Here is a 12097-nt window from a genome sequence, read left to right as displayed (position 1 = left end):
CGGCGCTTCCACCATGGAGTTTTTTGTTGCGTTTTAAATTCCCGCAAGCACCTGATACCAGATGCCTTTTTTCGAATAGAGATTCTGACGGACTTCCTTCCAGCCGCCCAGATAGGAAATATCGAACAGCCCTTCCGGTACGACATACTTATCCTTAGACTCTTCGGCTACCTTATCGTCGACCGAACGGAAGCCGTATTTGACGAACGTACGCTGCGCTTCCTCGCTTTGCAAATACGAGATAAACGCTTCGGCCACTTTGCGCGAACCGTGTTTATCGACGTTCTTATCCACGACGGCAGCCGGGTTCTCGATCAGGATCGTGTTCTTCGGAACAACGATGTCATACTTAACTCCATTCATTATGCGGCCAAGCAGTTCATTCTCGTAAGTAACGATCACATCGCCAACGCCGTATTCGAAAGCCGCCATAGAAGCGCGCCCGCTCTTATCAAGTGACTCCACGTTCTTATGAATCGACTCCAAATATTTCTTGGCAAAAGCCGGATCCTTTGTCCCCGTCTCTTCCTCCGACTTCTTGAGCCCTGCTCCATAGATCGCGTTAATATCCCATTGCGCACCACCGGATGTCTTTGGATTCGGATAGAGAACCTTTACGCCTTTGCGGGTGAGATCATCCCAGTCCTTAATGCCTTTGGGGTTGCCTTCTCTGGTCCCGAGGACAACAATCGATTTCGTAATCAAGCCTTTATTCGGTTGAGACTTCCAATCATGCGTAATGAAGCCTGCGTCCGAGATTTTATCCAGATCGCCTTCCATCGCCAGAATCGCGACATCCGCCTCGAAGCCTCCGGCTATGGCGCGTGCCTGCGTCCCCGAAGCTTCATACGATTCCTGGAATACAACCTTCTGACCTGTCTGCTCTTTCCAATAGGCCTGGAATTGCGGCAAAATCTCGCTGAACGCATCCTTCACTACGGAGTAGGCACCGATGACAAGCGTTACATCACCGTCTTGTGCGGTAGACTCAGCAGGCTGCTTCGTCTCCTCCTTGCCGCAGCCTGCTGTCATAATCAGCAGTACGGCCAGGAGCAGTACGGCAATCCGCCGGCTTGCTCTTCGATTTATTGTCATGTTCGTATACAACTCTTTCTACTAAGATGAGTACTTAGATATGAATCGGCATGGGGTCAACCTTCAGGCTGTTTTCCATAATCCAGCTGTCGTTATCGTTGAATAGGTACGCGCGATGGACAAGCACGCTAACCTGCTCGCCAGGCTGCAGCACTTCCTTCTCCAGCGAACGGTACGTAATAAGCTTTACGTTGTCCACGAGCAGCTCGACCATCCACTCGCTGCCGCGGAAATGCAGGGCTTTCACCGTTGCGTTTACGGACGCGGACTGCAGGCGAATCTCGCCCGGCTTGCCAATCTCGATATATTCGGGACGGATGAGAGCTTTTGTTCCCGGGAAGGACAATGCGGCGTCAAAGCCTTTTAGTACTTTAACGTCCTCCACGATCGTCGATTCGCCAATAAAGCTTGCGACAAACGGCGTTTGCGGATTTTTGTAAATTTCCCAAGGCGTGCCCTTCTGCTCCAGTTTGCCTTTGCCGATGATCATGATCTCGTCCGCGACTTCAATCGCTTCGTCCTGGTCATGGGTGACAAAGATGGAAGTGATGCCTACGCGCTCGATCATTTCTTTCAGCCAAGTCCGCAGCTCGGTACGAATCTTGGCGTCAATCGCGGCAAACGGCTCGTCAAGCAGCAGCAGCTGCGGCTCGGGAGCAAGGGCGCGGGCGAAAGCGACGCGCTGCCGTTGTCCGCCGGACAGCTGATGCACGTAACGGTGCTCGAAGCCCTTGAGACCCGTTAGTTCAACCAGCGTAGATACGCGCTCGCGGATTTGCTCTTTCGACTGCTTTTTTACCTTCAGCCCAAAAGCAATGTTGTCATATACGGTCATATGCTTGAACAAAGCATAGTTCTGGAATACGAAGCCGATTCCGCGCTCCTGCGGGGGCAGATCGTTAACCCGCTTGCCATGGAACAGAATATCCCCGGAAGTTGGCGTTTCAAGGCCGGCCAGCATACGAAGAATCGACGTTTTGCCGCCGCCGCTTGGACCAAGAAGCCCGATCAGATGACCTTTTTCAATCTCGAAGCTGACGTTCTGCACGGCGTGGAAATCGCCAAAGCTCTTGCTGAGGTTACGAACTTCAATATGCATGGCTTAATGCACTTCCTTTCGTTTTTTCGCCCATTCCATTAATAGGAGAAGGCCTACGGAGAATACGGCAAGCACAAGGGCTACGCCGTTTGCTTCTACAACGTTAAAATTCTCGACATCCTGATACACGAGCGTGGTAGCCGTCTGCGTCTTGTTCATAATATTGCCCGATACGACAAGCACAGCTCCAAACTCGCCTAGCGTTCTTGCTACCGTCAATACAACGCCGTAGATAACCCCCCAGCGGATAGACGGCCAGGTCACCTTCCAGAACGTATACCACGAGTAAGCGCCTAGAGTAGAGGCCGCTTCCTCCTGCTGGGCGCCAATCTCCTGAAGCACCGGCAACACCTCGCGCACCATCAGCGGGAACGTCACGAACAGGGAAGCAAGAATCATCCCCGGCAGGGCGTAAACGACTTTAAAGCCTGTATCCTCGAAAAATGAACCGATTACGGTATTAGGACCTAATAAAAGAACAATCATCAAACCGCCGATAACCGGCGATACGGCAAACGGCAAATCCACGATGCTGTTGAGCAGCCGCTTCATGCGGGGTCCGATCCAATGGGCGCGAACTAGATAAAGCGCCAGCATAACGCCAAACACGGTGTTAATAGCCGTTACAACGACTACAATAATGGCCGTCATCTGCAAAGCATGAAGCGATTGCTTGCGGGTTAACCCTTCAACAAAGCCGCTCCAGCCGTCCGCCCACGAGCCCGTGAAGATCTCGATAAGCGGAATAATCAGCAATAAGGTAAAAACGATATAAGTAAGACCAATCCACGTTCGTCTAATTGTCATTTCCCCGGCCTCCTCGATTGAATCAGGTTGACCGTCCATAAAATGATAAACGAAAGCGTCAGCAGCAATACCGAAACCGCTGCAGCCCCTTGCGGATTGTCACTCTCAATTTCTCCAAAAATATAAACGGCGGCAATCAGCGTCTTGCCCGGGATATTGCCCGCTACCAGTACAACGGCCCCGAACTCCGCTAGTGCTCTTGAGAAAGCCAGCATCGCACCGCTGATTACTCCCGGCAGCATGGAAGGATAGATGACGCTAAAAAAGGTACGGAATTTGCTTGCGCCCATCGTGTAGGCGGCTTCTTCTTCCGATTTGTCGATCTCCTCGAGCAGCGGTTGAACCGCCCGGATCACAAACGGAAAAGTTACAAAGACCATGGCGATCACAATCGCCGGCTGATGGAATACAATCGTAAAGCCCATCTTCGAAGCCAGCTCGCCGACAAAGCTCCCTGGGCCAAGCAAAAGCAAAATCATAAGCCCGGTTACGGCAGTCGGAAGAGCAAACGGCAGGTCAACCAAGCTGTTCAAAATCCTTCTTCCCGGAAAACGGTAACGGATTAGTACCCATCCGATCATAGAACCCAGCAGCACGTTAATGACGGTTGCGATAAGCGCCAGCTTAATGGTCAGCAGCACGGCCTTCCATGCCAGGGGATCCGATATACTCTCCCAGAAGGGAACAACCCCCCTGGATACCGACTGCGTATAAATTCCGATAATGGGAAGTACAATTAATACAATAAAGTAGAGCATAATCGCGCTCCGAAATCCGAAGCTCCACCACTTGCTGCGAAACATGACATTCATGCTGCTTATGACCTCCAAACCACCGGTTCGAACCGTAGGTGTTTGCTAAACCTTAATCAATAGTAAATACACAATTCCTATTAGATCACTTGGTATTCTAAATTTAGCAGAGAACAACTGGTCTAGTCAATCCCATATTTACATTTTATGCGTAATTGGACTGTCCATTTTTGCTGTAATAACATTCCTTAGAACATAGCAAAAAGCCGCCTGCTGTCTTTTAGCCAAGACAACGGGCGGCTTTTCTTATTCGCCTTCGATATAATAAAGCTCTTCGCCCTCCGTAATGACGGCTTGTCCTTGCGTCAAATCGGTTATCCACGCCACAAAAGCGTCGGCCTCCGATACGACGGGAAGGCATTTCACCGTAACGCGATCCGTAAATTCAGTGCCGCCAAGACGAGTCCCCCGGCCGTGGAGCTCATTCTCCACTTTGCCGTACCAGGTATAGTCCACGTCAACAAAAACTTCCCGGTGCAGCACCTTCACGATTTCGCCGGCTGCTTCGATGCCCGCTACCGCGCCGTCCGTATAAGCACGGACCAGACCGCCGGCACCAAGCATAATCCCGCCGAAATAACGAGTAACCACGACCGCAACGTTTTTTAAACCTTTATGCTTGATGACCTCAAGGATTGGCTTGCCGGCCGTCCCGCTAGGTTCACCGTCATCGGAGGCTTTCTGATGCTGATCGCGTTCCCCGACTACATAAGCCGAGCAGTTATGGGTGGCAGCCCGATGAAGCCGTTTGATCTCATCGATGAACGAAACGGCTTCCTCCTCCGTCTCTACCGGCTTTGCGTAGCCGATAAAACGGGACCTCTTGATAACGACCTCTTCGCTGCCCGGACCTCTAACCGTAGAATAACGCTCCAGCATTACAGACGAGCTTCGAGCTCAGCCTTTTCTTTCTCGTAGCCTGGTTTGCCAAGCAGCGCGAACATATTGCGTTTGTACGCCTCTACGCCCGGTTGGTCGAACGGATTCACGCCCGACAGGTAGCCGCTGATGCCGCAGGCTTTCTCGAAGAAGTAAACCATGTAACCAAACGTATAAGGCGTCATGTCGGCGATGTTCACGATAAAGTTAGGTACTTGTCCGTCCGTATGGGCCAGAAGCGTACCTTGGAATGCTTTTTTGTTAACGAAGTCCATCGTTTTGCCTGTCAGGAAGTTCAATCCGTCGAGGTCAGCAGGATCGTTGCCAATGGTGATGTGCTCGGCAACCTCGTTTACTTGGATAACCGTTTCAAAGATATTGCGGTTGCCCTCTTGGATGAATTGGCCCATCGAGTGCAGATCTGTCGAAAAATCGACGGATGCCGGATAGATGCCTTTGTAATCTTTGCCTTCGCTTTCGCCGAAGAGCTGCTTCCACCACTCGGATACAAAGTGCAGGTTAGGCTCGTAGTTCACGAGGATTTCCGTTACTTTGCCTTTGCGGTAGAGCGCGTTGCGCGCCGCAGCGTATTGATACGCCTCGTTCTCGGCGAGATTCGGATTGCTGTATTCTTTCGATGCGTCTGCCGCGCCTTGCATCATCGCGTCGATGTCGACACCAGCAACGGCGATTGGCAGAAGGCCAACAGCTGTCAGGACGGAATAACGGCCGCCGACATCGTCAGGGATAACAAACGACTCGTAGCCTTCTTCGCTCGCCAGCTTCTTCAGGGCGCCTTTTGCTTGGTCCGTTGTTGCGTAGATACGCTTGCGTGCCGCTTCCTTGCCGTATTTGCTCTCGAGAGCTTCGCGGAAGATACGGAACGCAATTGCCGGCTCGGTAGTTGTGCCGGATTTGGAGATCACGTTGATCGACCAGTCGCGGCCATCCAGCAATTGAAGCAGATGCGTCACGTAAGTCGAGCTGATGTTGTTGCCCGCGAACAGAACTTGCGGAGTTTTGCGCTGTTCTTTTGTTTGCAGGTTGTAGAAGGAATTCGAGAGCATCTCGATTGCCGCGCGCGCGCCAAGGTAAGAACCGCCGATGCCGATAACAACCAGCACTTCGGAATCGGATTTGATTTTCTCAGCGGATTGCTTGATGCGGGCGAATTCTTCTTTGTCATAATTGTTAGGCAGGTCAATCCAACCGAGGTAGTCGGAGCCTGCGCCAGTACCATTATGTAATTGTTCGTGGGCGATACGAACTTGTTCCGACAAATTGTCGATTTCATGTTGTCCGATAAAGCCAAGGGCTTTAGTGTAATCGAATTTTACCGTTTTACTCATGAAAGAAAGGCCTCCCTGATACTGTTTTTCAATTACCTGTCATACTTAGCCTTTAGAATATCGGATTTAGATTTGAAAAACAAGCAACAAACCATGAAAAAGGTATGAAGATTATCTATAATGATTAGTAAAAGCTTTTATGGCTTGATGCATTATGGAGCTAACCAAGCGAGAACGGCCGCGTCTGCCTTCGACTGCCGGGCAAGTTTCATTCCGCTCGAATCTAAGCTATGATAGAAGATAAAAGTGATTAATACTTAGAACTTAAAGATACACTGGAGGGAACTGTACATGAAAAAAATCGGATTTATCGGTCTTGGCGTGATGGGTTACGGCATGGCTGCGAACCTGCTTCGCAGCGGCTTTGAGGTTAAAGTGTACAACCGGACAGCCGGCAAAGCCGGCGAGCTTATCGCTTGCGGGGCAAACGAAGCCGCAACTCCGGCCGACGCTGTGCGCGAAGCCGAAATCGTGATCACGATGATCAGCAACGACGCGGCGATCCGCGAAGTTTATTATGGGGAAAACGGGATTTTTGACGCAGTCCGTCCGGGCACCATCCTGATTGACAGCAGCACGATTTCTCCATCCCTCGCTCTAGAGCTTACGGAAACGGCAGAGTCGAAAGGCGCATCTTTCCTTGATGCTCCGGTTACGGGCAGCAAGCCGGCGGCTGAAGGCGGCACGTTGACCTTTATGGTTGGCGGTCCCGAAAAGACCCTGAAAGAGGTCGAGACGGTTCTGACCGCTATGGGCCGCAAGGTAATCTACATGGGCGCTAACGGCAGCGGTGCGACCGCAAAGCTTGCGCATAACACCATCGTTGGCATCAATATGGCGGCCCTGGCTGAAGGCATGGCGATCGCGGCAAGCGGCGGCATCAGCGGCAGCGCGTTCCTCGAGCTTGTCCAATCCGGCGGCGCAGCAAGCCGTACAGCCGAGCTGAAGGGCGAGAAAGTGCTTGCCAGCGATTACGACGTCCAATTCTCCCTCGCGCTTATGCTGAAGGATCTACGCCTCTCCTCCGTGCTGTCGGATGGCCTGAAGGTGCCTACGCCAATGCTGGAAGCGGCAAAAAGCTTGTTCCAGATCGGCGATTCCATGGGTCTCGGCGAGCTCGACATGAGCAGCGTGACCCAAGCCTATGAGCAATGGATCGGCCGCAAAATCGGCGATAAAAAGTAAATTGTAATTAAAGTGGCCATGCAGTTCCTTGCATGGCCACTTTTTAATCTCTGCTTGCCTTTGAAATGAACAGGTTAATGGCAAACGTAGCATTTTAATGTTTCTGTAGAAGCGTCAGCGGTCGTTTTTGTGAAGGGATTCCAACCATACCTCGTTGATTCAAAGGAATCCCTGAGCAATGGCGATCGGAAGAACATTAAAATGCGCAGTTTGCAGTTTAACCTAAATACAAAGGGGCTGTCCCATCGTCAAAACGATGGGACAGCCCCTTTTTCAACCTGCTATTCGTAGATGTAAGAGCAGCAGTAGTCGGATACAGCCGCTACTTGAAGCTTGAACTTCGTATTGGCCGGAACGGTGAACTCACCTTTGCCTTGAATGTGTACCCACTCTGTTTCGCCAGGAAGCAGCACCTTCAGGTCGCCAGCCAAAATTTCCATAATCTCAATGCAGTCCGTGCCGAACTCGTAGTCGCCAGGAAGCATAATGCCAAGCGTTTTTTTCGTGCCATCCGCGAACAGAACAGCGCGGCTAGTTACTTTGCCGTCAAAGTAAACATTAGCTTCTTTGACAACCGTTACGTTTTCAAATTGCGACATTGTATGGTTAGCTCCTCTACGCCAAATAGCTTATTAAATTACAGAACCGATTTCACTTTGCTTACTACGTTCTCAACCGTGAAGCCGTATTCTTTGATTACGCGGTCGCCAGGTGCGGATGCGCCAAAGCGATCGATACCGATAACCACGCCTTTATCGCCAACGAAACGATCCCAACCGAACGGATGAGCCATTTCGACAGCAACGCGAGCTTTAACTTCAGGCAGGATAACGGAATCTTTGTACGCTTGATCTTGTTTATCGAACAGATCCCAGCTTGGCATGCTGATTACGCGAACTTGGATGCCCTCTTCAGCGAGCGCTTTTTGAGCCGCAACAGCCAGTTGAACCTCGGATCCTGTAGCGATGATCTGAGCCTGTGGAGCACCGTTTGCAGCATCGGATACCACATACGCGCCACGCTTCAGGTTCTCGCGAACGCCTTCAACCGTACCTTCCAGTACAGGCAGGTTTTGACGAGTCAGAACAAGCGCTACCGGATTGCTTTGGTTCTCAACGGCATAAGCCCAAGCTGCGGAAGTTTCGTTCGCGTCAGCAGGACGAATAACGGTCAAGTCAGGAATGATGCGGATCGAAGCCAGCTGCTCGATTGGTTCATGCGTAGGACCGTCTTCGCCAACGGCGATCGAGTCATGCGTCAGAACATAAGTAACCGGTTGTTTCATGATAGCTGCCAGACGGATTGCCGGACGCAGGTAGTCGGTAAATACGAAGAACGTACCGCCGAATACTTTCATGCCGCCATGCAGGCTCATGCCGTTCATAGCTGCAGCCATACCGAACTCACGAACGCCGTAGTAGATGTTGCGGCCGTCGTAGCTGCCCGGCTTGAATTGTGCCAACCCTTTCAGGTGAGTCATTGTCGAGCTCTCAAGGTCAGCGGAACCGCCAGCCAGAGCAGGTACGTTATGAACAAGACCGTTCAGAGCGTTACCCGAAGCTACGCGAGTCGAGAGCGGCTTGTCTTCCGTCGTGTATTTAGGCAGGTCTTTATCCCAGCCTTCAGGCAATTGACCGGAAGTCGCCAGCTCGAATTGAGCTGCAAGCTCTGGGTATGCTTTCTTGTAGGCTTCGAACTGCTCGTTCCAAGCAGCGTTTGCTTTCTCGCCGTTTTGCTTCACTTCAGCAAAGTGAGCGCGAACTTCGTCGGGTACATGGAATTGATGCTCTTCGTTCCAGCCGTAGAATTGTTTAGTCAGCTTAGTCTCGTCAGCACCCAGCGGGGAACCGTGAGGACCAGCATGTCCGCCTTTGCCGCCTTTGTTAGGGCTGCCGTAGCCGATAACGGTTTTAACTTCGATCAAAGTCGGCTTGCCTGTTTCCGCTTGCGCTTCCGCGATTGCTTTAGTCAAAGCGTTCAGGTCGTTGCCGTCTTCAACGCGAAGAACTTGCCAGCCATAGCCTTCGAAACGCTTTTGAACGCTTTCGGAGTACGACAGGTCAAGCGCGCCGTCAAGGGAGATATCGTTCGAATCGTACAGAACAACCAATTTGCCAAGCTTCAGGTGGCCTGCGAAGGAAGCCGCTTCATGGGAGATGCCTTCCATCAAGTCGCCGTCGCCGCAAATGGAGTATGTGAAGTGGTTAACTACATCAAAGCCTTCTTTGTTGTAAGTAGCTGCCAGATGAGCTTCTGCCATCGCCATACCTACAGCCATGGCAACGCCTTGTCCAAGCGGACCGGTTGTTGCGTCAACGCCAGCCGTGTGGCCGAATTCCGGGTGACCCGGAGTCAGGGAGCCCCATTGACGGAAGTTTTGCAGCTCTTCCAGAGGAAGATCGTAACCGCTCAGGTGGAGCAAGCTGTAAAGCAGCATCGAACCGTGTCCTGCGGACAGAACGAAACGGTCGCGGTTAATCCAAGTCGGGTTCGACGGATTATGCGTCATGTTTTTCGCGAACAGCTGGTAGCCCATTGGAGCTGCGCCCATTGGCATGCCTGGATGTCCGGATTTTGCTTTCTCGATGGAGTCGATTGCCAGCGTACGGATCGTGTCGATCGACAGCTGTTCAATCGATTTTTGTGTAACTGTCATTTCTTACTTCCTCCTAATTCCTGTTTAAAATTGCTCTGTCTCTCTCTATATATCTGGATATAGCGCGAGTTGTAGCGCAAAGGCTTTGAATATTGTACCATTCCGAAAACTCGTTTGCCATCCTTAAAATGGAGAAAGGCAAGAGCATTTATTGGATTAATTGAAAACGACCGTTTTGTTCTGATGCACAATAATTCGGTCTTCGGTATGCCATTTCACGGCACGCGCGAGAACAACGCGTTCGATTGTGCGTCCGATTCGTTTCAATTCCTCTACATTGTCGCGGTGGCTGACGCGCTGAACATCTTGTTCGATAATCGGACCGCCGTCGAGTTCCTCCGTTACATAATGTGCCGTTGCGCCGATGATTTTAACACCGCGATTATAAGCTTGCGCATAAGGCTTGCCGCCAACGAAGGCCGGAAGGAAGGAATGGTGGATATTGATAATGCGGTTCGGGAACTGCTCGATGAATTTTGGCGAGATGATCTGCATGTAACGGGCTAGAACAATCAGGTCGGCCTTGTCCGCAACGATCTCCATCTGCTTGCGCTCCGCTTCCGCCTTGGTATCCGCAGTAACCGGAATATGGTGGTAAGGAATGCCGAACGACTCGACCATGTCCTTCATATCCGGGTGGTTGCTCACGACCATCGCAATATCCGCGTCCAGATCGCCCGCTTTCCACTGCCACAGAAGCTCCATCAGGCAATGGTCTTCCTTGGAAACAAAGATCGCAAGACGTTTCTTGCGGCTCGCGCGGAACGTATGCCATTTCATATCGAAGCGGTCCGCCACGCGGGCGAAATCTTCAACAAGAATCGGAAGCTCCTTGTCCATATCGTTCAAATCGAATTCAAAGCGGATAAAGAACATGCCGCCTTCCGGATCCATCGTGTATTGGTCCGATTGTACAATGTTCGCACCATGCTCGTACAAGAAATGCGAAACCGCCGCCACGATACCCGGTCTGTCCGGGCACGAGATCAGCATGCGCGCGCGTCCGCTGCGCGACTCAGTAGTAGATGAAGACATAAACGTTAAAACTTCCTTCCTTTTGCAGTGGTTATCTTAAAGATTTGTTACACCGTTTTAAGCAATTGCTTGCCGGCGAACCATGCCGTAATCCGTTTGTTGATTTGTTCTTCGGTCAAATCGCCCGGAAGCGCGTCGCTTTCGGCCAGAAGATCGAACAGGCGCTCCATTGGCTCGCGCGGATCCGCTTTTTTCGCCTTGGCATCGTTCTTCAGAACGTCCCAGGTCGACAATACGAACTGGCGAGGGTCGATTTCCTGCTTGCCATAGAAGTGATGCAGACGTTCTACATGGTCGAAGAACGACTCGCCAAAGCGCTCCATCGCATCGCCGCGGAGCAGCGCGATTTCCGCTTCGTACATCGGGAACTGCTTCTTGTCATCCTTGCCGATCCATGGCGTTTCCAAAATAAACGGACGGCCCGCAAGCGCTTCGTGATGAACGATTCTATGAATCGCCTCATGTCCAAGCCAGCCGGCACCTACGGGAGCATGGCGGTCTTTGCCCGCGCCTACCGGGTTTTTGCTGTCATTGACATGGACAACCGCAACGCGGTCAAGTCCAACGGTCTGGTCGAATTTTTGCAGCACGCCGTCCAGATCATTGATAAGATCGTAACCCGCATCGTGCATGTGGCAGGTATCCATGCATACCGTCAAACGGTCGTTATTCTGCACTTTATCGATAATTTGAGCAAGCTCATCGAAGCTGCGGCCGATCTCCGTACCTTTGCCGGCCATCGTCTCGAGAGCGATGTTAACGTTCGTATCTTTTGTGCCTTCCAATACTTCGTTCAAGCCTTCGGCAATGCGGGCGATGCCGTACTCGGCATCCTTGTCCGTATAGGCGCCAGGATGCAGAACGATATTGCGCACTCCGATATAATCGGTGCGGCGGATTTCCTCTTGAAGGAAGCGGACGGCAAGCTCAAAGGTGTCGTCCTTGTAGGAGCCCAGGTTAATGATGTAAGGCGCATGCACGACAATCTCGTTGATGCCTGCCTGCTCCATCATTTGTTTGCCTTCTTCAATATATAAAGTTTCGATTGGCTTTCTCCGTGTATTCTGCGGTGCGCCGGTATAAATCATAAACGAGCTGGAACCGTAGGATACGGCTTCTTTGGCCGCGGTAAGCAGCCCCTTGTCCGAAAATGATACATGGGAACCGATTTTCAACATCT

The 12097-nt window shown here is 51.5% G+C and carries 11 protein-coding genes; 1 reads left to right on the top strand and 10 read right to left on the bottom strand.

All coding sequences use genetic code 11. The features are described from left to right. Positions 1-33: 33 nt before the first annotated feature. From CFI03_RS17570 to CFI03_RS17545, 6 genes are all read right to left on the bottom strand, one after another. The gene (locus CFI03_RS17570; RefSeq protein ID WP_248758227.1) at positions 34-1095 is read right to left on the bottom strand and encodes a sulfate ABC transporter substrate-binding protein; all 1062 of its coding nucleotides are present in this window, start codon (positions 1093-1095) and stop codon (positions 34-36) included. 34 nt (positions 1096-1129) lie between these two features. Further along, complete coding sequence (locus CFI03_RS17565; protein ID WP_248758226.1) at positions 1130-2194, bottom strand: sulfate/molybdate ABC transporter ATP-binding protein; 1065 nt, start codon at positions 2192-2194, stop codon at positions 1130-1132. A gap of 3 nt (positions 2195-2197) precedes the next feature. Further along, complete coding sequence (locus CFI03_RS17560) at positions 2198-2995, bottom strand: sulfate ABC transporter permease subunit (RefSeq protein ID WP_127491085.1); 798 nt, start codon at positions 2993-2995, stop codon at positions 2198-2200. 2 nt (positions 2996-2997) lie between these two features. Next, positions 2998-3813: a sulfate ABC transporter permease subunit CysT gene (cysT, locus tag CFI03_RS17555; RefSeq protein ID WP_248758225.1), complete on the bottom strand. Its 816-nt coding sequence runs from the start codon at positions 3811-3813 to the stop codon at positions 2998-3000. Positions 3814-4059: 246 nt separating this feature from the next. Beyond that, positions 4060-4692, bottom strand: coding sequence for a YigZ family protein (locus CFI03_RS17550; protein ID WP_248758224.1), 633 nt, complete (start codon positions 4690-4692; stop codon positions 4060-4062). After that, the gene (locus CFI03_RS17545) at positions 4692-6041 is read right to left on the bottom strand and encodes a glucose-6-phosphate isomerase (RefSeq protein WP_127490854.1); all 1350 of its coding nucleotides are present in this window, start codon (positions 6039-6041) and stop codon (positions 4692-4694) included. Before CFI03_RS17545 ends, CFI03_RS17550 begins: the two co-directional genes overlap by 1 nt. Before the next feature lie 270 nt (positions 6042-6311). On the opposite strand from CFI03_RS17545, the gene CFI03_RS17540 reads away from it, so the two are divergent. Then, positions 6312-7226 (top strand): NAD(P)-dependent oxidoreductase, encoded by a 915-nt coding sequence (locus CFI03_RS17540; RefSeq protein WP_349292484.1) that lies wholly within the window; start codon positions 6312-6314, stop codon positions 7224-7226. A 281-nt stretch (positions 7227-7507) separates the two neighbouring features. Here the strand turns inward: CFI03_RS17540 and ppnP are convergent, their stop codons facing one another. The 4 genes from ppnP to CFI03_RS17520 form a co-directional block, all read right to left on the bottom strand. After that, complete coding sequence (gene ppnP, locus CFI03_RS17535; protein WP_015842878.1) at positions 7508-7825, bottom strand: pyrimidine/purine nucleoside phosphorylase; 318 nt, start codon at positions 7823-7825, stop codon at positions 7508-7510. 38 nt (positions 7826-7863) lie between these two features. Then, on the bottom strand, positions 7864-9882 hold the full coding sequence (gene tkt / locus CFI03_RS17530; protein WP_248758222.1) for a transketolase: 2019 nt from the start codon (positions 9880-9882) through the stop codon (positions 7864-7866). A 156-nt stretch (positions 9883-10038) separates the two neighbouring features. Continuing rightward, entirely contained in the window at positions 10039-10917 is an 879-nt protein-coding gene (gene purU, locus CFI03_RS17525) for a formyltetrahydrofolate deformylase (protein WP_127490857.1), read from the bottom strand. 47 nt (positions 10918-10964) lie between these two features. Then, entirely contained in the window at positions 10965-12095 is a 1131-nt protein-coding gene (locus tag CFI03_RS17520) for a deoxyribonuclease IV (protein ID WP_127490858.1), read from the bottom strand. Positions 12096-12097: the final 2 nt, after the last annotated feature.

This window comes from Paenibacillus sp. ATY16 (assembly GCF_003399985.2).
GTDB lineage: Bacteria > Bacillota > Bacilli > Paenibacillales > Paenibacillaceae > Pristimantibacillus > Pristimantibacillus glycanilyticus.
Note: the sequence above shows the minus strand (reverse complement) of the source record. Positions and strands in the feature narration are given on the sequence as shown.